The sequence below is a fragment of the Ruegeria sp. BE9 genome, assembly GCF_056538765.1.
This window is the reverse complement of sequence record NZ_JBQFTS010000002.1, coordinates 273,679-295,627: the sequence shown is the minus strand read 5'-3', so window position 1 is coordinate 295,627 and position 21,949 is coordinate 273,679. Positions and strand designations below refer to the sequence as shown.

Here is a 21,949-nt window from a genome sequence, read left to right as displayed (position 1 = left end):
TCATCACACGTAGTGCAAAATATCAGATATTTTTTAAAATATCAACTTTTAATACTGAGCAGGAAATGAAAACGCCCGAGCAATAGCCCGGGCGTGCTTAACCTTCGTGTTGGCAAAGCTTTAAACAGTTACCCAATCGCCTCCGGTCTGGTGAGAGCGCACAGAGGCATCAATGAATCGGACACCGTCTGCGCCTTGTTCGATACTGGGACAAGTAAGCCAATCGGCCGGAACAGTAACGCCATCCCGACGCGCAGCTACAGCCATGGCAAATTCCGTATAGAGGTTGGCCCAGGCTTCGATAATCCCTTCGGGGAAGCCGCGCGCGGTACGGATCAGACGTTCCGCACCGGGTCCGATACCATGCCCGTGGCCTCGGCTGATGATATGATCCGGTTCACCAAACCGATTGAACTTCAGCTGTTCCGAGTTCTCCAAGTCCCACTCGAGGCCTCCTTCGTTCCCGAATATGCGCAGGCGCAACCCACCCCGGTTTCCGGGGGCAAGGCGTGTTGCCATCAAGGTTCCGGGGACTTCATTTTGGTAACGGGTGAACATGAACACCGTGTCTTCCAAAGGCTTTGGCGCGCCGCAGACATGAAACTCGGCCCGTAGGTCGGTCAAGGGCAGGCCCGAGACAAAACTGGCCAGATGCGCGGCATGGGTGCCGATATCGCCGACACAACTGGTCGGGCCAGAAATCTTTGGGTCCAGCCGCCACTTTACATGAGGCGCATCGGCCACATCTTCGGGCGTCATCCAGTCTTGCATAAACTCAACATGTATTTGGTTGATTTTTCCGATGGCTCCGTCGGCCACGATTTGCTTGGCTTGCCGGATCACTGGAAAGCACGACATCGCATATCCGACAGCAAAGACCTGTCCCGTGCGCGCGGCGATCTCCTCAAGCTCCTCGGCCTCGGCAACTTCGTTGGTCAGGGGCTTGTCGCACAGTACATCAATGCCTGCCCCCAGAAACGCTTTGGAAGCTTCAAAATGAACGTGGTTCGGGGTAGTGATCATGACGGCATCTACGCCATCCGGGCGTGCCGCCTCGGCCTGTGACATCTCCTCGAACGACGCGTAGCACCGGTCGGCCGGCAGGAACCACTCGGCCCCGCGCGCCTTGCTTCGCACGGCGTCAGAACTGAGCGCTCCTGCGACGACCTCCCACCGGTCGGTCATCCGCGCGGCCGTTGCCTGCGTGACAGAGATACGTCCGCCGCCAACAACGCCCAGCCGCAAACGACGAGACAACCGGGGGAAAGGTCCGTCAAAGTTCAGGTCTTCGGATAAAAGTCTCTCAGCCATTCTGAATCTCCATTTCCGGGACCCGTACGCCTTCCGGCAGCATTTCCACCGCCATGAAAATGCTGGGGGTAATCGTCTCGTACTGATGCCAGGGATAGTTGCCTTCGGCGTCATACATCGGTTTGTGCGTCGTGCCGGGGGCCATGAATTCTTCGAGGTAAAGGGTTTCAACATCCCGCTCACGGCATTGCTGCATTTTGCCAAAGCCTACGATTTGCGTATGCACTTCGCGAAACCCCGGTACCGGGCAGAACGGATGATCCTTGTGCAATCCGACATTCAATGGGACCGAACCGGAATGGTACATGGTCAGTCCAACGTTACCCACGAAGACCTTTGGCGACATGTAGTGGCTGACACCGCGCAGACGCTCCTCTTGGCGAACTTCAAAAGCAGATGGCCATGTATCTTTCACCCATGCGAACAACTCGTTGTCATCGGCATGGGCGTCGAAATCGTGGACAATGACTGCGCGTTCCACGCCGCTAAGCGTGCTGTCTTGCACGATCACAGAGGAAAGCGGTGCAATGGTCTGATCCTCGACAGAGAGATTTCGCCCCCCAAGGTTAAGGACGATGGCGCGACCCTTGATAGAAATTCTGCGCTCGTCAGCTATGTGCTGGACGCGAAAAAATGGCTGGGCAAAGTCAAGAGTCTGAATAGGCATAGACCAACTCCTTCCTCTCATCGTTCAGGAAATCGACAGGCAGAGGCATCGGCGCTTCGCACCGGCTTTCTATAGTCTGATAGGCGCCGAATTTCGGTGCCCGTTCAATTGCGTCCATGACCTCGAAAACGTGGTAGGCAAGCGCTCCACTTGCACGGGGTTGGCGTCCTTCTTGTGCCGCCAGGGCCAGATCCAAAAGGCCGAGCCCGCGACTGTCTTCATTGAATCCATGTTTGTTTTCGGCCACCTGCCAGTCTTCGCGACCGGTTGGACGAGGCTGGTGAGACCAGCGCGAGGTCTCCCGCGTTTTCAGCCAGACATCCCCTTGAAAGATATTGGCACCATGAACCGGGTCAGGATCAGGAATGCTGATGGTGCCGTTTTCACCGTAGATCTCGAACCGCGGAGTTTCGCTGTCCCAGACGTCGAAGCTCATGGTCATCGACCCTATAGCTCCGGATGAGAACTGAAGTAGGCTTAGGGAGTGCGTGTCGACCTCGACATCTATCCATTCGCCGCTGCGAGGGCCGTTTTCGATCATCCTATTGTCGAACGTGCGCCGAGCCATTCCAGCAACCCGGTCAACGGAACCAAGGCAGCAGATCATGGCGGTCAGGTAGTACGGCCCAAGGTCCAGCAATGGCCCACCACCCGCCTTATAGTAGAAATCCGGGTTGGGATGGTGGCGTTCTGTCCCGTGGGTACCGACATGGGCAAAAACCCCTGTCGGTTTGCCAATGGCACCCTCGTCGATCAAGCGCCGAACGGTCTGCCAGCGACCGCCCAGAAATGTGTCGGGTGCGCAACCGACCAGTAACCCCTTTTCAGAGGCCATGTGCAGGATCGCCTTACCATCCGTTCGGTTCATGACCAGTGGCTTTTCGGAATAGACGTGTTTCCCCGCCTCCAGCGCGCGCAGGCTGATTTCGGCATGCGCCGCCGGAATTGTCAGATTCAGAACGCAGTCAATCGTCGGATCGTCAAACACTTCATCTGGCGTGCAAGCCTGGGCGACACCGTATTGATCCGCTTTGGCGCGGCTTTCCGAAGGATCAAGGCTTGCACAAGCCACGACCTCGATGCTCGAAAATTTGGATAGTGTCTTTAGATAAACATCACTGATACGACCACAGCCAATAAGGCCGACCCGGAAGGATTTCGATGTCTCACGTGTCATCATTCCTGTCTTCGTAGAGGGGTAAGTAATTCGGGGGCATCGGCCCTTTGTTCCGCCCCCCCTGGTTCATCTGCTCCCAAGCGTGGGCAAGTATTCCAACCGAGCGGGACAAGCAGAATAGCCCCCGCGACAAGGGCGCAGGAAAGCCAAGCTCGCAGAAGATCACAGCTGTCGCGCCATCGATATTCATGGCAATTGGCCGACCACCTCGTTGACGGCCGAGTTCGGCTTGAACCTCTTCTCCGATATCGGCAAACCGGCCAGAAACTGTGCCTTCTGCCGCCGCATCACGAACAAGTTGCATCAATCGTGGTGCGCGTGGGTCCACAGGCCTGTGGAACCTGTGACCAAAGCCCGATACAATCTTGTCGTAGGTCTCGCGCCAACTGTCCAAGCCATCCCGAACAGCGTCATTCAGCGAACCTCCCGCATCCATGCGGACTGCGATATCATAGTACAGCTCCGCACACTGCTCTCCTGCCCCGCCGTGCACGTCGCCCAGCATGTTCACCGCAGTCGCCATCGCATTATTGAGACCTACCCCGCAGGTGGCGGCCATACGCGCAGCCGCGATTGAGGGAGCCTGTGGGCCGTGATCCACGCCTGCGACCAAAGCAGCTTCGAACAGGCGCGCTTGTGCGTCGCTGGGCAGATCACCCCGCACCATCAGCCAGATCATTTGCGGGAAAGATACGTTCCCGATCAGGTCCTCTATGGCGTTGCCACGAAAAGCGATCTGACCGGGCTTCATGTCGATGATGGAGGTACGCCACCATTGGCGGATAGCTTGCTCGTCGTTTGTCATACCGTTGCACCTCTAAACTCGCGCATGCGCTGCTGACGAAGTGAATCGAAAACGTTTTGAAGACGACTGATTGAGGCGGTGCAGCCGGTGAAGATTTCAAAAGACGCTGCAGCCTGATGAACTGCCATTCCAGCACCATTCATCACTTTTAACCCAGTTGTGCGGGCGCTGCTCAGAAGGTGTGTCTCGAGCGGGAAATATACTATATCTGCCACCCAAGCATCCGGCCGCAACAATGATGGATCAATTACCGACCCGGGGTACTTATCCATCCCGAGCGGTGTTGCATTAACCACTCCGTCCACAAATTTGACCCGTTCCAACGAAATCGAGGGGGAACCCTGAAGCTTTGCACAAGGGCGCAAGACCTTTAGTCGACTGACCAGCGCCTGCGCTCGGTGGAAGTCAGGATCGATGATCTCCAGATCTCGAACACCTGAATCAAGCAAAGCCAAGGAGACTGCACTGCCCGCGCCACCAGCACCAAACATGAGAACCGTTTCAGTCTTCGATGATCCCAAAAAATCTCCGAAGGCACTGTGGAAACCTATGTAATCGGTGTTGTGGCCAACCATTCGGTCGTCACAAAAAACCACCGCGTTGACAGCTTGAAGCTCCTCAGCAGTCTTGGAAAGCTCATCGAGATGATCAATGACCGACGCTTTGTAGGGGTGTGTCACGTTGACCGCCGCACAACCTAATTCAACGGAATAATGCAGTAAATCAGCGACCGACATTCCACGAAATGGCTCTTTTGCCGTGTCGATCCTACCGTAGCTCAGATCGATACCCTGCGCCCGGCCCTCCGCCTCGTGCATCTCAGGCGTCATGGAGCCAGAAATCCCTTGTCCGATTAGTGCGGCCTTCATATTAGGTTGTTCCTTCCGCCACGTGGTGTCGCGTTTGCGCCGCTAATCGAAACGCAGCGTTACGCGCGCCATAGCCGGCGTAACCAGTTCGGCGCTCAACAATTTCAAAGAAAAAGCCGTTAAAGATAGGGCGACTGTAGATCTGAAAGTACTCGGCACCCGCCGCCTGATCGTAGAGTATGTTATCCCTGCGCATTTGGGCGATCAGGTCTTCACTTAACCCGAATGTCGCTTGCAGATCAGCGTAGTAGTTTTCTGGGATGGACAGGCTGGGAAAACCGGACTTCCGCAATTGGGCTGAGGTTTCAAATATGTCGTCCGACTGGAAGGCGATGTGCTGAACACCAGCACCAAAACCGTCTTCAAGGAATGAAGCCGCCAGTGTTCGACGCCCAACTGCACCATTCAGGTTTAAACGCACTTCGCCTTCGGGGCTTTCGATGGCTTGGCTTTGCACAACACCCGACGGGTCGGCAACGTTCACGATCGGGGATTTTGCCATCTCAAAAGTCGAAATGTAATAGAGCAGCCAGCTTTGCATCTCATCGTTACGCATCGTCTGTGCCAGATGGTCGATGCGGCGCAGACCGGCAGGCTGGATCGCTTTGGTCTTGGCGACTGGCTCGAACTCGATGTCCCAAACCCGATGCAGATCGGATTTCTCATCTATGAAATGGACAACATTGCCACCAACACCTCGGATGGCCGGGATGTCCAGTTCCCCGGTCCCTACCGGCTGTGAGAAATTCGGCGCGCCCAACGCGGTCGCTCGCTGAACCGTCTGATCCGCATCTTTGACACGCAACCCCATGTCACAAACGGAGGGGCCGTGGCCCAGGAACGCCGAATGTGCAAAACCTTCCTTTTCGGTATTCACAACGATGTTTATCGCGCCCTGCCGCCACAACTCGACGGACTTGCTTACATGCTTTCGCTCCATTCGAAAACACATTGCTGACAGCATATCTGCCAGCTGCGCGCCGCTTGTTTCGTCGGCTGTAAATTCAACGAACTCAAAGCCTGACGCATAGACGCGTTCAGGCAAGTCCGGGATGCCGAAATCCGTTCCCGGCTCGGTCCGCGACACCTCATCCAAAAGGTTCACCAGCGACCTATAGCTGTCTCGGGCCAGTGTCCGGCCACCGGGTTGAGGCGCTGCTTCGTTGACGCGCGCAATGGACCAAGGCCCCTTGTATCCGGCGCGGGACAACACCCGCACAAAGCCCGCAAGGTTCAGCGACCCAAGCCCTGGAAGAAGCCCAAAGTGCCGTTTGAGCCTGCGAATATCCATCTCAAGTCGCGGTGCATCGGACAGTTGCACATGAAACAGCCGCTCTCCAGGAATGTCCCGAAGGCGGGCTGGTTTGGACCCGTCGGCAAGCGAGAAGAAGGAATTCAAAGCCAACCCCAGATGAGGGCTGTCGACAGCTTCAACGACGCCTAACGCCTGTTCATCCGAGTGAATAAGATTTGACCATGGTAAGCCCATATAGGCCAGACGCAATCCCATCTCCTTTGCGATCTCGGCCGCTTCGCCAAGATCTGCAATTACCTGTTCTACGGTCGCAGCGGCATCGACCTCAAAAGCGGACCCAATGAGCAGCAATTCCGTTCCCAACTCGCTCATCAGGTCGAGTTTGCGTTTCAGCCGATCAAAGGCGCGCTCCCGTCCACCGCCGGACTGGCCTTCAAGGTTATGGAAGGGTTGCAGCAGGCAAATCTTAAGGTCGAGACCTGATGCAATGTTCCGAATTTGCGATGGCGGTTCGTCAAAAGCGGTCAAATCCGGTTCGTGTAATTCGACACCCCCGAATCCCGCGTCAGCGATAGCACTCAGCTTTTCAGCCAGATCACCGGGGATCGACGTTGTCGAAACTGAGAGGCACATTATCCCTGATATCCAAACATACGCGGCAACCACAGGACCAGATCCGGCATCAGCATCATTATCACCAGAGCGAAGATGAGAACCGCGAGGAAGGCCCAGATTTCCGAGATGATTTCGCGCAGCGGAATGTCCGTCACGGCGTTGATCACAAAGAGTAGAATGCCGTAGGGCGGCGTGATCAGACCGATCATCGAGTTCACCACGACCAGCACCCCGAAATGCACCAGATCAATCCCAAGCGCTTCGCAGGTTGGAATGAACAGGGGCACAATCACCAGGATGATCGTTGTTGCGTCTAACACGCATCCCAGCGCGAGGATCAGCAGGTTAACCAGGATCAGGAACACAATCGGGCTTACATCAGAACCCTCCAGCAGTGCCGAGATCGACTGCGGTATTTGCTCCTGAATAACGATGAAGTTCAGAATAAACGCGCCACCAATGACCACACCGACCGCTGCGGAAGAGCGCGCGCTGTCGACGAACACCTGATAAAGGCCACGGAAGGTCAGCGCTCGGTAGAACAACGCTGCCAATAGCAGAGCGTAGAATGCAGCCACGGCTGCAGCCTCGGTCGGAGTAGTAACGCCGCCATATATGCCGTACAGCAGGATTGCAGGCATCAGCAGAGCCGGAAACGCGTTGGCGGTTTTAGCCGGCAATTCGCGCAGTGGAACAGGTTCTTCCAATGCAAAGTTCCGCTTTCCGGCCAGATAGTAGTTCATCGCCATGAGGACGACGCCCATGATCAGGCCCGGAAGAATACCGGCCAGGAACAGCGACCCGATAGAGGCCTTGGAAACGAGCGCGTACAAAACCATCGGGATCGAGGGCGGAATGATCGGGCCAATCGTCGCCGACGCCGCCGTGATCGCGGCTGCGTAACCTCGGCTGTAGCGGCCATCTTTAGTCATCATTTCAATGATAATCTTGCCGATCCCCGCGGCATCCGCGACAGCCGAGCCGGACATACCGGAAAAGATCAGAGACGCTACCACGTTTACGTGCCCGAGGCCGCCATTGAAACGACCGACAGCTGCAACGCAGAAGTTCAGCAGACGGTCCGTGATCGAACCAGCGTTCATGATATTCGCGGCGACGATGAACAAAGGCACGGCAAGCAGGATCGTGCTTTTGTAGAAGCCTTGCAGGATCTTCTCGCCTGCGAGTGCTACGTCCAGTCCGGCTGTGCCCAGATACACCAATGAGGCCAAGAGGATGGAATAGCCGATAGGTGTCCCAATGCCTGCCAGAAGAAAGAGAGCGAGCAGGCAGGAAAGAAGTTCAAAACTCATTTCTTAACTTCCTCGTCCTCTTCGACGTCGACACGGGGATGGTCGTCAACCACGTTGTATCCAACAACCAGTTCCAACTCTGTCTTTGGAGGGCCATTGCGCATGACGTCGAAGAATAGCCACGCGTAGCGCGCTGCGACGACCAGCATGAATACCGCGTAAATCGAGAATACTGTGCGCAAAGGTATCTTCTCGCCGGAAAACGGATTGCGGACAGTCGATGTCTTTCGGATTTTCATCCAATCGATGTAGTCCCACGTTGGAAGGAAGCTGTAGAGCATACCGACCACGATCGCTGCGGCCGCCAGCATCGCAAAGACCTGCCGCACGCGTATCGGCACGGAAAGGTAGATGATGTCGAACTTTACATGATCTCTCTCGCGCACGATGAATGCGCAACTGAAGAAGATCACCCAGACCCACAGAATACCGATAAGTTCAAGCGTCCAACCGGCGGGTGTAAAGAAGTACCGCAGAAGAATTTGCAGAAGGAAGATTAGGAAGATTGCCGCCAGCATCCCGCCGGCAATCGCTTCGGTCAGTCGGGAGAACCCCTTCATAAAGGCTTTCATTATGGTTCTCCCTCCCTTGTCTTACTTGGCTCAGTTGCCCAAAGCGTTGATCTGATCCAGAACGCCTTCGGGCCATGAGCCAGCGAATTCGCTGTCCAGATACATAGACTGTACCTGATTGCGGAACGCAGCGAGATCGGGTTCGTAGATCTCCATGCCTTGCTCTTTCAGGAAACTGACAAGATCCTCTTCTTTCTGAAGTTGCTTCTGACGGCCTGATTCAGCTGCTGCGTCCGCAGCTTCCTGAACCTTGGCTTGCTGTTCCGGCGTCAACCCGTCCCAAACTTCTTTGCCGATGGCGATATAGTTCAAGTCGACCAAGTGAGATGTCAGGATGATCTGGTTGGTCACTTCGTAAAACTTGGCATCAACCACGGTCGGCAATGGGTTGTCCTGACCGTCAACGGCACCGGTCGACAGAGCTGTGTAAACCTCTGAGAACGCCATTGGTGTCGGGGCGGCACCCAGCGCTTTTCCAAGGAACTGCCACGCATCTGTGCCCGGCATCCGCAGGTTCACACCCTCCAGATCAGCCGGGGTGCTGACAGTCAGTTCCTCCTTTGGTTGCCGCAGGTTCACCTGACGACGGCCCAGATACATGACCGACAGCAGTTTGACGCCCAGTTCTTCTTCGGCCTTTTGCTTAAAGGCATCCATCAAGGGATCGTTGAAGACAGCCACCTGATGCGCGGCGTCCTGGTGGACATAGCCTGCGGTAAAGATCGAAAACTCGGGGAAGAACTGTGCCAGTTCCTGCGCCGAGGTAATCGACATTTCCAAGTTACCCCGGCTGATGGCATCCAGCTCAGTACCCTGAGCGAAAATGGTGCCGTTATAGCTGGGCTCATAACTTGCGAAATCAGCGACCATGGGCGCGAAAACCTCGGCCATAGCGACCGAGCGCTGGTCGGTCTCCGATCCTGATGTTGCGAGGCGAAGTTGCACTTTGTCTTCCGCCAGCGCACCACTTGTTGCGCTAAACAGAACACCGGTTGCGACCAGGGCTGATACAGCAGCCCGGCGGGTAAGTTTGGTAATCACTTTGCTCCTCCCTGAGACATCATGATGCTTCTTTTTTGCGATTCAGAGTTTTGACCTATTTTGGACATTTTGCAAGATTTTTTACAAAATATCTGATATTTTAGACTGCCGTCATACCTGCCACTGGTGTTTTTTGTAAGTTTTTGATCCTGACCGTATCACCTGTTCTGCAGGAATTCTGAATAGCTTCAATAACTTGAAGCGTTCTGAAGCCTTCCCATCCAGACACAATCGGTTCTGCTTCGTGTCGAGCTACTTCAACAAAGTGCCTAAGCTGATTGACCAGAGGGTCAGACGCCCCCTTCTTCAGCGCGGTCGATGAGATTGGCGTCCACCAGTCCCTTTGCTCACTCTGGTAACTCCACAGGCGAAGATCGGGAACGGACAACGAACCATGAGAGCCACCTATCATGTAGCTACTCTCAGTGGTTGCAGGATAGATGGGATATTCCTGAGACGTCATCTCCCAGCTCCACGGGGCGACGATGCTGTCGGACACACTTATGGTCCCTATCGCCCCGCTTTCGAACGTCAACAGAGCACCGGCAACATCTTCGTTGTCGTAACCCCGCTGCGATGAAGCCGACTGAGCCTGAACGGTCACGACTTCTCCGGCCAGATACCGCAGCAGATCCACATCGTGGACCAGATTGACCGAGATGGGCCCTGCACCGGGTTTCTTTCTCCAGGGCGCAGCATCAAAATACTCGTCTGGCTTATAGAACCAGCAATTCGCATGGACAGCGCGCACATCTCCAATCTTCCCATCGACAATGGCTTCCTTAGCCGACCGGATCAGAGGATTGTGTCGACGATGATGTCCGACCATCAGTGGCACATTGGCCTTCTCCGCTGCTTGAACAAGCTCAAGTGCAGCGGTGGCTTCTACGGCGATCGGTTTTTCGACAAGAACGGGACAACCATGTCGAACACACGTAAGGCCTTGTTCAACATGAAGCGTGGTCGGGGTCGCAAGTACAGCTCCGTCCGGCGTCTGATTTGCAAACATTTCCTCAAGGGTCTCGTAACATGCGACCCCGTGCTCAACCGCGTAAGCACGACCTTCATCGCTGGGGTCGACCACCGCGACGAGATCAACATGGCGCAACGCTCGGATAGCGTCCGCGTGGCGGCGTCCAACAAGACCAATGCCGACAATGGCAATGCGAAAGTTCTTAGACACTTTGCTTCCTTCCGGAGGGTCCGGAAAATCCCGAAACCGATGATTGCGATCGAGCTGCTTTTGCCCAACTTGGCCACGACCGTATTGGGGTTTTTGCGATTCCGCAATAATGTATGATATTTTTATTTTTACCATACATCGGTTTGGATTGCTGATGTCTCTAAAAAATGCTAATTCAACGAGGAAACTGATAATATCGGGTGAAACGCATGGCGAAACAGCCGTCTACGATAGGTGCAAGCACCTATCAGCGCATCAAGCGGGACATCATCTTCGGGGAACTGCAGCCCGGCTCCAAACTAAAGCTGGACGCTTTGAAGGAGCGCTACTCGGCAAGCCTTTCGACACTTCGTGAAACGCTGAACAGGCTCGCCAGCGACGGATTTGTCGAAGCTCCCGAGCAACGGGGGTTCCTGGTCACGCCGGTTTCACGAGAAGACTTGACCGAGATATCAGAGCTGCGAGTCCTGTTGGAATGCCACGCTTTGGAGTTGTCCATCGAGAATGGTGACACGGATTGGGAGGGGAACCTCGTCGCCGCGCATCATAAGCTGCATTTGATGGAGCAGCGGCTTCTCAAAGGAGATGACTCTGAGAAAGAAACCTGGAAGAGGTACGACTCGGAGTTTCATCAAGCAATGATAGCAGCCTGCAACTCCAAGAATCTTCTATCCCTTCACTCAATCATCTATGACAAATATCTTCGCTACCAGATGCTCGTACTGACCTATCGAGGTGAGGTAGCAGCCAAAGAACACAAACACATGTTCGATGCCGCATTGGCCAGAGACGCGAATATGGCCAAGAAACTGTTGGAAGATCACATCCGAAACGGCCTCACCCACACGTTGGAGGCTATGTAAGGTGGCATGCTGATTGCGTGCTTCGACGTCTTCAGGTCGATTTGGCAGGGAATAACTCATAATTCTACATCTAAATCGAGAAGTTTGTGAACGGCCCAAAGCGGACCTTCACGCGTCGGGCAGTGAAGGTCCGAATTAGCAATATTAAACTCGGTCTGGTGCAAGAAGCCGCCAGTGTGGAGCTGCCTTTTGAGCTCACCCAACGCAACTTAAACCTACGGTCATGAGTCAAATATCAGGAACACATAGGTCATAAAGGCGGCCAGATGCACGACACCCTGAAGCGCATTGGTGCGGGTTCCGACAAAGGTCAGGATGCTGATCCCTATTGTCAGGGCCAGGAGGACGATTTCCGCGCCGCCGAGCCCAAGTTCGATGGGAAGCGCAACAAAATGTGCCGCGATCAGCACAGCGGGCACTGTTAGGCCAATGGTTGCCAAAGCCGACCCCAGACAGATGTTCACGGCCCGTTGCAGTTTGTTGGCCCGCGCAGCGCCCAGCGCGGCGAGGGCTTCAGGTGTCAGGATCATGGCGGCAACCAGAAAGCCACCCAACGCGACAGGTGCGCCAAATTCCAGCAATTTGAAATCGACAAACAGCGCCAGTTTTTTGGACATCAAAACCAGGGGCAACATCGCCAGCACCAACCAAAGAACATGGAAACCGATGCTTTTGGTTTCCAGATGATGTGCATCCGAGCCACCGGTTGTTGGCAGGTCTTCCTCAGGCTGTCGAAAAATCTCCGGTTTGCCGGCGGTTTGGTAGACGAGGAAAATCCCATAGAGCACCACGGACATGGCGATCATGAAGACAGTTTGCAGAGCCGACAGACCACCGCCCGGGGCGGATGTGGTGAAGCTTGGCAAGACGAGGCTGACGATGGCCACTGGCAACAGCACTACAAGGTAGGCATTAGCACCCGAGAGGTTAAACACCTGCAGCCCGTGCCGCAGCCCCCCAATCAGCAGACTGAGACCAACCAATCCGTTCATGACAATCATCAACACGGAAAACATAGTGTCCCGAGCCAGTGTCGGGTTGTTGTCCCCGGTCAGCATAACAGCTGTGATCAGAGCCACTTCGATGCCGATCACCGACAATGTCAGGATCAATGTGCCATAAGGCTCGCCAAAGATGAGGGCCAAGCACTCGGCGTGGTGCACCACGCGGAAGACCGCGGACAGCATCACCCCAAAAATACCGCCCAGCAGTAGCCAGGACATGCTGGAACCCATGGCCGTTGGCTTGATGACGTCGCCGGCGAAGGTCATGGCAAAAAATACGAGCCAGATGAGCAGAGTGGCTTTTTCTGCGCGAAAGAGGTTTGTGGAGGGGGTGGTCATGGTTGTCTCCTACCTTACCGTTTCTGGGTGGGGACGGATTTGAGGCTGGTGGTTTCGGTCGCCTTAAAGTGGGTTTGTTCCGCTCTGGCAGCCGGAGCCACTGTTTTGATCCTGAATGCGGTGAAGCCCGCGAAGGCGGCCATTGCAAACACAAGCGTCCAGCCCATGACCGCATCGCCAAATACCGCCGAAAGCGCGCTGGTCATGAGAGGGCCTGCAATGCCGCCGATGGTGAAGACAAACAGCATTGTGACAGCACTGGACGCGACATAGACGGGAACAGTGCGGTCCATCGCGTGAGCCAAAAGCAGCGAGTAGAGGGTGAGCATCGATCCGCCCAGGAGGATCAATCCGGCGAGCATTGCAATGTAAAGTGGTGTGCCCACGATGGCTGAGTAGCGCGCACCGTCGCCAGTGGCGAAAGTGGCGAAGGCCGCAAGGGCGCCGGTTGCGACTGTCGCCGTCACTACAATGACGCGGCGCCGATCCATGCGGTCTGTCACAAATCCAAGCGGATAGAGAAACAGGATACGCCCGACGTAAATAGCAGCGATGCCAATAGCCACATCCGTGGCATCAATGCCAATGACAGCCGCCCGATACGGCACAACATTCATGAACACTGTGGACACGATACCAACGGTGAGCGCGCCGAGAGCGGCAGTGGGCGCGTCTTGAAACAGCGCCTTGAAGCGTACATTCGCCCGTTCTTTGCCCTCGGGCGGCGTGCTGGGCGTCGCGGCGATCACCACAATTGCCAGACAGTAGAGCAAGGACATCAGCACAAAAGACTGGTTCAGGTCGTCGGGTGTAACGATGACGAGAACCTGACTGAGAACCGACATCAACCCGAGGACAATGGCAAACACGGCAAGCAATCGGCCCCGCGATTTTTCGTCGACGGTTTCGCTGATCCAGGCGTCACCGATGGCAAAAAGGCCCGCGGTTGCAACGCCGGTCATCAGGCGCACGATTAGCAGCGTGGGCTCGTTCTCAGTCACGGAAAAAAGCAGGGCGGCAGCGGTGCATATGGCCGCCCCCGCAGAAAATGCACGAATATGTCCAATGCTGGTGATCCAGCCTGCAATGTAGAAACAGCCGATCAGGAACCCCAACGAGTAAGCAGCGGGCGCCAGCGCGGCGATTTCTTGAGACGCGCCGGTTTGGGCAAAATAGAGCGCGACGATGGTGCCCGATGCCGCAGTCACCAGCTGTATCGCCGCGACCGCGATAAACAGGTATTTCAGGGTGTGGATTTGATCGCTGAACCGGGCCATGGAACTGCTCCAGGAAAGAGAGGAAAAGTGGGCCGCGCCTGACGCGCGACCTGCTTTAGTTTGAAAAGCTGACTTTGACTTCGACGTTCAAACCGGGAATAAGGCCGCGCTCAAGATTTGGGATTTCCGCCCAGATGCGCAGAGTTTCGTTCGCGGCCAGCACGCTTTCAGCAAAAAGCACGCGGCCACCCTGTGCCAGTGGCTGAACGTCACCTGGCAAATGCAAGTCGACCTGAAAGCGCTCCATCAGAGCACTCAGGCCCTCTGGCGTCGACTGGTCCAGCGCGATCAGGGATTTGTACGGCATTCCGTATACGACGCGGACCGTGTCTGTGTGCACAATCTGCGCCAGCGCTTGACCGTTTTCTGTGTCCAGATAGGTGCCCACCTGTTTGTGGGCGAGCCCAGTTTGCCCCGAAATCGGCGCTCTGATCTGTGTCGAAGCCAGCTCAAGCTCTGCCAATGCACGGTGCGCCTGCGCCTCTTGCAACGCCACCTTGGCCAGTATCAGCCGGTCCGTAGCGTTTTGAACGGCCAGTTCGGAAACCGCATCGCGCGCACCAAGTTTCGCCTGCCGTTGCGCCTCGGCCTCCGCTGTTGCCAATTCGGCCTCACGACGGCTTTCGACCGCACGGCTGGCGGCAAGCTTTTGTTCGTAAGCCGGGGCCGCAATTTCAAACAGTAATTGGCCTTTCTCAACCGTATCGCCCGGTTTGAAATGTACCGCCGCGAGGATGCCGCTCACCGAATTGGCCACCAGAGCGCTCTCACTGGCCTCTATCCGTCCGGTAAATGTCTCTGCGGCGAGCATGTTGGTGAACTCTTTCACAGGCTCTGCGTGGGCACTGTGTGTCATCAGAAGACCCAACAACAGAAGCGGGAGTCTTGCAAAAACGGTCATGGTTGGTCACTCCAGATGCAGGTCAAAGAAGGTGTTGAGCTCACGCCAAGCGTCATGAGTCTCCGGCGCGTTCACGAAGAAACCTGCCATGTAGTCGCCGTGTGACTGGCCGTCGTAGACATGCAGATCGGCGGCAACCCCGGCGGCGCGCAGGGCGCGGTGCATGCGCACAGTGTCGCTCAGCAACAGGTCGCGTGTGCCGGTCAGAAGAACCGTCGTCGGCAGGTTGTCCAGATTGGCGTAGATCGGGGACAGTCGCGGATCGGTGCGGTCGGTACCGTCAGCATAAATGTCAAACGTGCCTTCAATCACACCTTCGCGGGCGCCAAGCGGATCAAGACCCTGCAACGTGATCCAGCTGTCCGACGTCTGCGCCAGATCCACAGCGGGCGTGCCGGCCATAATGGCTCCAGGCAACGGGGTGCCCATGTCGCGTAGTTGTAAAACCGTCGACAACACCAGGTTGCCCCCAGCAGAGGTGCCAAACATCGCCACTTTGGCTGGGTCATGGTCCTTGATAACTTGCTGCCACACGGCGATCACATCGTCTGTTGCGGCAGGAAACGGATGCAGCGGTGGGCGGCGATAATCGACGGACACCACCTCAACACCCAAACCATGCGCCATCCAGATCGCTTCGGCCATGGCGGCCTCACCTCCATTAAAGACAAAGGCCCCGCCGTGCACGTGCACAAAAACGGTGTCCGCCCACCGGGGATCAATAGTAGTTGGCGTGACACGGTAGGTGGTCACCCCCGCCACGTTCTCGATGGCGAATTGAGCGCCGGTCATCTCAAGCAAACGTGCGACCCCTTGCAGGGAGGCAGCGTCAAACTCGGCTTGCAATGTAAGCCATTGCTCGGTGGAGGATGGCGTTTCGGCATGCGTTCCAACTTGACGGCTTTCGATGAGCCCGGCCAATTCCGGGGACACGCCCGCAGGAACCGGTGCGGTCCGCGCCGCCATTGGCAAACCTTCAATCACGGGCTTTGCGCTGTCTGCGGTGGCGACCGCAGGCACCGAAAGAGCCGCAATCAGTGCGCTTGTCAGAACAACTTTCAGGACGGAACGACGTTTCATGTTTGGTCTCCAACTTTCAGTTTGGGTCATTCGTTTTGCTAAACTGGAGATAATTTTGGGGGGGAGGCCGCGCCACTTCCAAAAGTGATCATTTCACGACAAACTGTCCGTCATGGACACGGTTTTGCAAAGCACCTTGGCGTTTCGCCCCGCGCTACAAGGGCTTGACCAAATTGCATCACCGCGGGTGTCCGAACATGCCCTGAAAGAAGCCGGACTGTCGCGAGCAGTAATGGAAGACCCGACGGTGTTCCTCCCCTATCGGCTTCAGGCGCGGTTCATGCAAGCCGCCAGCCTGAAGATCTCCGAAAAACACATCGGTGCCTATATCACACAAGACTTCCATTACGCCTCCTTTGGGGCCTACGCAGACTATGTGCTCGGCGCGCCGAAACTGGATGTGGCCCTGGCGCGGGCCGAAAAAGTCCTGCCGTTCCTGCAACGGGGGTCAGTTATGCGCACCCGCGTGGTTGGCGATCATTTTGTGCTTGGGTTTGATGCCATGCTTGGCGGAATCGCCGGGGCAAATTTGATCGATCAGGATCTGCCGTTTGTGCTGCAGTCTGTGGTGCGCGAGTTCTGTGGACGCCGCTGGCGGCCGAGTTGGGTGGAGATGCCAGAGGTGCACCGAGGTACCGAAACCGCGCTGCAGTACATCTACAATGCAGAGGTGCGTGTGGGGGGATCCGCCGCCAGCATTGCGATCCCTCTGTCAGAAATCGAAACCCCTAATCCGCGGACAACCGATGAGAGGCTGGCGATGACGTTGGCAGGCATCCGCGATGTGCGGTCGCGGCAAACGCCCTCAACCACCAAAGAGGTGGTTGGGAACGCCTTGCGCGCGCAACTCGCCATGGGGCACGCCGACATCGAAACGGTGGCGGCCACATTGGGTGTCAGCGTACGCAAGCTGCAACGGCAGCTCACTGCAGAGAACACCAGTTTCAAAGAGATCCGTGTGGCTGAACAGACAGATCGAGCCAGGTCGCTGTTGTCGGGCACTGACCTTTCTGTCGCGGAGGTTGCCTTCAATCTTGGGTTCAGCGAGGTCAACAGCTTCCGCCGCACATTTGCCAGCTGGTTTGGAATTTCACCATCTAAGTTTCGCAAATTGAGCGGTACGTAGGTAGCAAGGCCTCAATGGAGCGGACACTGGCCCAATGCACAGCGAAGGTTCAGTTTCCGTCCGATCCCGCGCAAGTCGTATGACCGGCGAACTCGCTAACGTCCAAAATGTCAAAAGCGGAACAGTGAGGCACAATACTGGACTCAAACCAATTTCTGAACAGCACCCATTGACTATATTTCCTTTACTTTGTTAATTTTCAATATGTTGACAAAAAATCCAACCACCCCAGCCAGTTCTTCAGAGCATGGAACAACAGCAGGCACTTGGGGCTAAACCCTCCGAGAAATGCCCCGTTTATGCCCCAGTGGTTTCGGGTGTTACGGGTGCGAAGGGTGGACCGCTGACGAGTCGTTCCGGGGGGCAGAAGACTGGTCGCTGGTGTTGGCTAGTGGTGGGTCGGAGCGAACGTTCAAGCCTAGTCCAGCGAAGGACTGGTGAGAGCTCAAAGTACACGATTGATTTGGTACCTCGCCCCGAAGTTCAGTCGTGCGCAGTCAGTGTCGACTCCTGAGCCGTCATTGGTGGGCGGTGCGGAAACTCAGCGATGCGCTCATTATGGCTTTGCAACAGAAATTGCATTGGCGCGACGGCAAAAAGAGCAGGATAAAGTTCGCCGTATTTTTCACCGGGATCCCGTCGAATGTTGTAAAAGTCCATGCCTGGCAATCCGCCATGACCTTCAGTGATGTGGATTTTGAAATCTTCGTAGCGGATCGCCCCCAGCGTTGGGCCGCTGTAGTAGGACACAAAGTTCCGCCGGCCATGGCCCTCACCGTTCAACAACAGTGATGTTTGATCAACACCATCGGTGATCCGGTCATTCGGAATTCCCTCCAAAGCTCCACCCAATCGCGCCGCTGTGGTGAAAAGGTCGGTGACATGAAAGACATCCTTCGGGTCTTGCCCCGGTTCGATCATTCCCGGCCACCACGCCATCGCGGGCACTCGAACGCCGCCCTCCAATATGTCACCCTTCGCACCTCTAAGCAGAGTGTAACCCGCTGTCGGCCAAAAGGCATACATTGGACCATTGTCACTAATCCAAACAACCAAAGTGTTTTCAGCGATCGCTTCAGCTTTCAACGTATCCAGGAGCCGACCGACGTGGTTGCTGTGCATCACCATGAAAGAAGCCTGACGGTTATTCTTGTCAACGCCCGGTGCTTTCAGAAACTCTTTCGAAGCCGAAATTTGCAGCGCGTAGGACGCCCAATATATGTAGAACGGTTTTTCGTCATCAGCCTTGTCAACAATGTATTGCGTTATTTGATCAATGGACTCGTTTTCAAAGGCCTCTTGTCGTTCCGGCGACAGAATACCGGCCACTCCTTCAATTGGTGTACGGCCTTCACCTTTGCGTCCGACATATCCGCCGACCGACATGTCGATCCCAGTGCGTTCGAAATAGGTCTCGTAGCCGGGAAAATCGGCAAATGGTAGAGTCCCATTTTCGTCTTCAAAGGCCGCTTGCCACCAATCCGGCGCACCGTTGAACAGACCATAGTAGGCATAGTCATAACCCTGATTTTCCGGCGCATGTTCTGGCAAGTCGCCCAGATGCCACTTGCCCCACATTGCAGTGTTATAGCCCTGTTCAGACAGGATTTCGGCTGTTGTGACCTCTTCTGGTGAAAGACCATCCGTCATTCCGGGCCATAGCACGGACAAAAGCCCGGTGCGAACAGGATGCCTGCCAGTATTGATCGCTATCCGCGTTGGTGTGCAGGACGGTTCTGCATAAGCTGACCAAAATCGCATTCCTTCAAATGCCATTTGGTCAAGTTCGTCAGAAGGCATGCCACGATGCTTTCCGCCACCTTGCCAGCCCAACTCACCCCAGCCGATGTCATCGGTAAGTATGTAAATGATGTTGGGCTTCTTCCCAAAGCGCTCCTCCAGCGCTTCTAATTTCGCGTTAATCTCGCCATCTTCAACTGCCCAAGCGTCGGCATTACGTTCTGCAAAGTCCAGCTGCGGGCCATCCGGTTCGATTGCCAATGCAGGAATTACAGCGAATACCATTGCAACAGTTGATGTCATTGTAATTGCCAATTTCATTGCGACCTCCCCAGAGTTATTCAATAATCCTAATGTAAGGTCACCGAGCGCACCAATCTGAGTCAAGGTTCGTAAAGTTAATTCGGTACAGCAAGACGTTGGACGACGGCTTTGCCCCACCTCTGCTATTCCGCTAGCAGCCATCCAACACTCTCTTAGAAAAAGAAAGCAAAGTGAGCGTCCCCGGCAACCCGCTAAGGGCCGCCGAGGGTAAGGCGCAAGTTCACTCGAGCGTTCGGCAGTGGGCCTCGCGATCAACGTCGTGGTGAGGTCCATAACAACCTTCTACGCCGTGGCCATGCCAATTGCCTTGGTGGTGCATGCCCGTGCACCCTGACAATGCAATCACTGTGGCAAAGAATGCCGCTCTGCGAGAGTACTTGATCCAATGGTTCTGTTTCATGTGCCAATCAACTTAGAAGCAATCCGGCTACCTATGCTTTGACGCAGGTCAACTCCCCATTGCGGCAGCTTCTACGCAGAGGCAGTTAGCTGACTCCTTGCTGATCTGAAGACCCAAAGGACACGTCAGCTAAATCCGCCAAGCGGTCACTCGCGACAAATTCGTGAACGTCTGCCCCGAGCCCAGTGTGCTCATCGCACGAGTTGTCGGGGGGATGGAAATGTCTGACGGAATCCATGCTCGCGTTGCCCGCTTAATTGAACCGGATTGAAAACTTTGCCCGACCAGATTTAGTTAACAGAAATCGCGCATCTCAACGACCGATACAGAGGACTCGCTCAGAGGACAAACACATGAACGGGATAGAACCGATCAATCTGCAAGAAGGCATTCGCTCCCGTCTGGTGCAAGGCGTGAATGGCTTGACCATGCATATCCTCGAAGCCGGGTACTCCGACCCGTCTCGTCCATGTGTTTTGCTACTGCACGGCTTCCCCGAACTCGCCTACAGTTGGCGAGGCGTCATGCAAGGGCTTGCCGAGCAAGGCTACCATGTCGTCGCCCCAGACCAACGGGGTTATGGGCGCACATCTAATTCGACCACGGAATATGGCTCGGACCTCCGCCCGTTCTACCTGCTTAATTTGGTTCGCGATGCATTGGCGCTTGTTTTTGCAATCGGAAGAAAATCCGTCTGTGCGGTGGTCGGCCACGACTTCGGTTCGCCAGTCGCCGCATATTGCGCCTTAATAAGACCGGATGTTTTCCGATCTGTTGCTCTAATGAGCGCGCCTTTCGACGGCCCGCCGCCGTTTTCCGAAACCGAAGAAGTCGATATGGCTGCGGGTCTTGCGGCGCTTTCTCCACCCAAGAAGCACTACCAGCACTACTACTGCACGCCAGACGCAAACGCTGAAATGCTTGAACCAGATACGGGATTGCCGGACTTTTTGCGCACCTACTTCCATGTCAAAAGCGCCGACTGGGCCAACAACGAACCATTTGTGCTAAACGGTTGGACACCTGACGAATTATCCCGGATGCCGTCGTACTACATCATGGGAATGGACGACAGCATGCCAGAGGCTATCCGTCACCATGCACCGACGAGGAGCGAGATCGATGCTTGCCGCTGGCTCACGCAAAACGACCTTGAGGTCTATATTGAGGAGTTCGGAAGAACTGGGTTTCAGGGCGGACTCAACTGGTATCGATGCAGCTTTTTGCCGGATCATCAAAACGAGCTACGGCTATTCGCCGGTCGAACAATTGATGTTCCCTCTTGTTTCATCGGCGGAGCAAGTGACTGGGGTGTCTATCAATCGCCCGGTGCACTTGAGAGAATGCAAAGGAGCGTTTGTACCGACATGCGACTTGTCGAACTCGTGGACGGTGCAGGGCATTGGGTTCAGCAAGAAAAGACATCCGAGGTTGTCCAACTGCTGATAACTTTCCTCAAGGGCTAGTGCGCCTTCGAGACCTGAAGCAGGGTAGCCGCCGAAAATTACTGCGTCGTCCCGCAGAACGGTCATTCCGCCAGCCCTCAACCATCGTCAACTAAGACAAAAAGAAAGCAAAGCGAACTTCCCCAGGCAACCCGCTACGCTAGGCCCTCTCGACTCCACCGAGCCTTTCTCTGGCAGGGGTTATGTTTGTTCTCGGCGTCCTGATGGGCTTGCTCTGACCTCACCCAGTATTCGCCTTGGGACTTTCACGGTAACGCAGGTGTCGCGCGCAAACAAGCCAGAGGATATCACACACACTTTCCCCCAGTAAACCGAGCAAACTCCTGCAGTTGCTTCTTTATTTAGATGCAGAAGGGTCCTCGGATTTCCGGAGGTAGTTGTGCGCCAATAGCGTCAACTTGTTTAAAGAAGTCTCCTACGTTAGATTGCATTAACCAAAATGAATGTTTGGCAAGGCCGGGGCGAGACCTGTTGCAAACCAAGCTTTTATCCGAGCTTTGCTTCCAATAAACAGATTCGGGTTATCTTCGGGTATGTGTTCCCATCGGGTTTCTGCTGCCCGGTCAATCTATGCTAAGATTCGTCGCGGCAATGGAGATTGGAATACTCGGAGAAGCTTCA

18 protein-coding genes are annotated in these 21,949 nt (G+C 55.4%); 3 read left to right on the top strand and 15 right to left on the bottom strand.

The genetic code is table 11. The features are described from left to right. Positions 1 to 120: 120 nt before the first annotated feature. The 10 genes from ACR0EO_RS08095 to ACR0EO_RS08050 all read right to left on the bottom strand — a co-directional run bounded on the left by ACR0EO_RS08095 (position 121) and on the right by ACR0EO_RS08050 (position 10,808). Positions 121 to 1,311 carry a Gfo/Idh/MocA family protein gene (locus tag ACR0EO_RS08095; RefSeq protein WP_480688743.1) on the bottom strand — a complete coding sequence of 397 codons (1,191 nt, stop codon included), beginning with the start codon at positions 1,309 to 1,311 and terminating at the stop codon, positions 121 to 123. Beyond that, positions 1,304 to 1,978, bottom strand: coding sequence for a hypothetical protein (locus ACR0EO_RS08090; protein WP_480688741.1), 675 nt, complete (start codon positions 1,976 to 1,978; stop codon positions 1,304 to 1,306). Before ACR0EO_RS08090 ends, ACR0EO_RS08095 begins: the two co-directional genes overlap by 8 nt. After that, a complete protein-coding gene (locus ACR0EO_RS08085; RefSeq protein WP_480688739.1) occupies positions 1,959 to 3,155 on the bottom strand; it encodes a Gfo/Idh/MocA family protein in 1,197 nt (398 codons plus the stop codon). The genes ACR0EO_RS08090 and ACR0EO_RS08085 overlap by 20 nt, the downstream gene beginning before the upstream one ends. Beyond that, positions 3,145 to 3,960 (bottom strand): citryl-CoA lyase, encoded by an 816-nt coding sequence (locus ACR0EO_RS08080; protein WP_480688737.1) that lies wholly within the window; start codon positions 3,958 to 3,960, stop codon positions 3,145 to 3,147. The genes ACR0EO_RS08085 and ACR0EO_RS08080 overlap by 11 nt, the downstream gene beginning before the upstream one ends. Further along, positions 3,957 to 4,829: a shikimate dehydrogenase gene (locus tag ACR0EO_RS08075; RefSeq protein WP_108859947.1), complete on the bottom strand. Its 873-nt coding sequence runs from the start codon at positions 4,827 to 4,829 to the stop codon at positions 3,957 to 3,959. Before ACR0EO_RS08075 ends, ACR0EO_RS08080 begins: the two co-directional genes overlap by 4 nt. 1 nt (position 4,830) lies before the next feature. Then, positions 4,831 to 6,717: a bifunctional sugar phosphate isomerase/epimerase/4-hydroxyphenylpyruvate dioxygenase family protein gene (locus ACR0EO_RS08070; RefSeq protein WP_480688735.1), complete on the bottom strand. Its 1,887-nt coding sequence runs from the start codon at positions 6,715 to 6,717 to the stop codon at positions 4,831 to 4,833. Beyond that, the gene (locus ACR0EO_RS08065) at positions 6,717 to 8,012 is read right to left on the bottom strand and encodes a TRAP transporter large permease (protein WP_480688733.1); all 1,296 of its coding nucleotides are present in this window, start codon (positions 8,010 to 8,012) and stop codon (positions 6,717 to 6,719) included. Before ACR0EO_RS08065 ends, ACR0EO_RS08070 begins: the two co-directional genes overlap by 1 nt. Continuing rightward, on the bottom strand, positions 8,009 to 8,584 hold the full coding sequence (locus ACR0EO_RS08060) for a TRAP transporter small permease (protein WP_480688731.1): 576 nt from the start codon (positions 8,582 to 8,584) through the stop codon (positions 8,009 to 8,011). Before ACR0EO_RS08060 ends, ACR0EO_RS08065 begins: the two co-directional genes overlap by 4 nt. A 30-nt stretch (positions 8,585 to 8,614) precedes the next feature. Next, the gene (dctP, locus tag ACR0EO_RS08055) at positions 8,615 to 9,625 is read right to left on the bottom strand and encodes a TRAP transporter substrate-binding protein DctP (RefSeq protein ID WP_480688729.1); all 1,011 of its coding nucleotides are present in this window, start codon (positions 9,623 to 9,625) and stop codon (positions 8,615 to 8,617) included. Between the two features lie 100 nt (positions 9,626 to 9,725). Continuing rightward, positions 9,726 to 10,808 carry a Gfo/Idh/MocA family protein gene (locus tag ACR0EO_RS08050; protein ID WP_480688727.1) on the bottom strand — a complete coding sequence of 361 codons (1,083 nt, stop codon included), beginning with the start codon at positions 10,806 to 10,808 and terminating at the stop codon, positions 9,726 to 9,728. Positions 10,809 to 11,017: 209 nt separating this feature from the next. Here ACR0EO_RS08050 and ACR0EO_RS08045 point away from each other — a divergent pair, with 209 nt between their 5' ends. Next, positions 11,018 to 11,671, top strand: coding sequence for a GntR family transcriptional regulator (locus ACR0EO_RS08045; RefSeq protein ID WP_480688725.1), 654 nt, complete (start codon positions 11,018 to 11,020; stop codon positions 11,669 to 11,671). A gap of 221 nt (positions 11,672 to 11,892) precedes the next feature. On the opposite strand, the gene ACR0EO_RS08040 is transcribed toward ACR0EO_RS08045, so the two are convergent. Genes ACR0EO_RS08040 through ACR0EO_RS08025 form a run of 4 tightly spaced genes read right to left on the bottom strand, consistent with a single transcriptional unit; the run spans position 11,893 to position 16,272 of the window. Next, on the bottom strand, positions 11,893 to 13,014 hold the full coding sequence (locus ACR0EO_RS08040; protein WP_480688723.1) for a calcium:cation antiporter: 1,122 nt from the start codon (positions 13,012 to 13,014) through the stop codon (positions 11,893 to 11,895). Positions 13,015 to 13,028: 14 nt separating this feature from the next. Then, the gene (locus tag ACR0EO_RS08035; protein WP_480688721.1) at positions 13,029 to 14,291 is read right to left on the bottom strand and encodes an MFS transporter; all 1,263 of its coding nucleotides are present in this window, start codon (positions 14,289 to 14,291) and stop codon (positions 13,029 to 13,031) included. A gap of 55 nt (positions 14,292 to 14,346) precedes the next feature. Continuing rightward, positions 14,347 to 15,147 carry an efflux RND transporter periplasmic adaptor subunit gene (locus tag ACR0EO_RS08030; RefSeq protein WP_480688719.1) on the bottom strand — a complete coding sequence of 267 codons (801 nt, stop codon included), beginning with the start codon at positions 15,145 to 15,147 and terminating at the stop codon, positions 14,347 to 14,349. A 51-nt stretch (positions 15,148 to 15,198) separates the two neighbouring features. Beyond that, complete coding sequence (locus ACR0EO_RS08025) at positions 15,199 to 16,272, bottom strand: alpha/beta hydrolase (RefSeq protein WP_480688717.1); 1,074 nt, start codon at positions 16,270 to 16,272, stop codon at positions 15,199 to 15,201. A 112-nt stretch (positions 16,273 to 16,384) separates the two neighbouring features. Here ACR0EO_RS08025 and ACR0EO_RS08020 point away from each other — a divergent pair, with 112 nt between their 5' ends. Next, a complete protein-coding gene (locus ACR0EO_RS08020; protein ID WP_480688715.1) occupies positions 16,385 to 17,398 on the top strand; it encodes a helix-turn-helix transcriptional regulator in 1,014 nt (337 codons plus the stop codon). Between the two features lie 483 nt (positions 17,399 to 17,881). On the opposite strand, the gene ACR0EO_RS08015 is transcribed toward ACR0EO_RS08020, so the two are convergent. Continuing rightward, entirely contained in the window at positions 17,882 to 19,459 is a 1,578-nt protein-coding gene (locus ACR0EO_RS08015) for a sulfatase-like hydrolase/transferase (protein ID WP_480688714.1), read from the bottom strand. 756 nt (positions 19,460 to 20,215) lie between these two features. On the opposite strand from ACR0EO_RS08015, the gene ACR0EO_RS08010 reads away from it, so the two are divergent. Further along, positions 20,216 to 21,328 carry an alpha/beta hydrolase gene (locus tag ACR0EO_RS08010; protein WP_480688712.1) on the top strand — a complete coding sequence of 371 codons (1,113 nt, stop codon included), beginning with the start codon at positions 20,216 to 20,218 and terminating at the stop codon, positions 21,326 to 21,328. The last annotated feature ends 621 nt before the right edge of the window (positions 21,329 to 21,949 follow it).

Bases quoted from the DNA above. Each gene is read 5' to 3' on its own strand.
- ACR0EO_RS08025 (WP_480688717.1), bottom strand. From the start codon at position 16,272: ATGAAACGTCGTTCCGTCCTGAAAGTTGTTCTGACAAGCGCACTGATT.
- ACR0EO_RS08045 (WP_480688725.1), top strand. From the start codon at position 11,018: ATGGCGAAACAGCCGTCTACGATAGGTGCAAGCACCTATCAGCGCATC.
- ACR0EO_RS08015 (WP_480688714.1), bottom strand. From the start codon at position 19,459: ATGAAATTGGCAATTACAATGACATCAACTGTTGCAATGGTATTCGCT.
- ACR0EO_RS08070 (WP_480688735.1), bottom strand. From the start codon at position 6,717: ATGTGCCTCTCAGTTTCGACAACGTCGATCCCCGGTGATCTGGCTGAA.
- ACR0EO_RS08090 (WP_480688741.1), bottom strand. From the start codon at position 1,978: ATGCCTATTCAGACTCTTGACTTTGCCCAGCCATTTTTTCGCGTCCAG.
- ACR0EO_RS08085 (WP_480688739.1), bottom strand. From the start codon at position 3,155: ATGACACGTGAGACATCGAAATCCTTCCGGGTCGGCCTTATTGGCTGT.
- ACR0EO_RS08020 (WP_480688715.1), top strand. From the start codon at position 16,385: ATGGACACGGTTTTGCAAAGCACCTTGGCGTTTCGCCCCGCGCTACAA.
- ACR0EO_RS08075 (WP_108859947.1), bottom strand. From the start codon at position 4,829: ATGAAGGCCGCACTAATCGGACAAGGGATTTCTGGCTCCATGACGCCT.
- ACR0EO_RS08040 (WP_480688723.1), bottom strand. From the start codon at position 13,014: ATGACCACCCCCTCCACAAACCTCTTTCGCGCAGAAAAAGCCACTCTG.
- ACR0EO_RS08065 (WP_480688733.1), bottom strand. From the start codon at position 8,012: ATGAGTTTTGAACTTCTTTCCTGCCTGCTCGCTCTCTTTCTTCTGGCA.
- ACR0EO_RS08060 (WP_480688731.1), bottom strand. From the start codon at position 8,584: ATGAAAGCCTTTATGAAGGGGTTCTCCCGACTGACCGAAGCGATTGCC.
- ACR0EO_RS08035 (WP_480688721.1), bottom strand. From the start codon at position 14,291: ATGGCCCGGTTCAGCGATCAAATCCACACCCTGAAATACCTGTTTATC.
- ACR0EO_RS08095 (WP_480688743.1), bottom strand. From the start codon at position 1,311: ATGGCTGAGAGACTTTTATCCGAAGACCTGAACTTTGACGGACCTTTC.
- ACR0EO_RS08080 (WP_480688737.1), bottom strand. From the start codon at position 3,960: ATGACAAACGACGAGCAAGCTATCCGCCAATGGTGGCGTACCTCCATC.
- ACR0EO_RS08010 (WP_480688712.1), top strand. From the start codon at position 20,216: ATGAACGGGATAGAACCGATCAATCTGCAAGAAGGCATTCGCTCCCGT.
- ACR0EO_RS08030 (WP_480688719.1), bottom strand. From the start codon at position 15,147: ATGACACACAGTGCCCACGCAGAGCCTGTGAAAGAGTTCACCAACATG.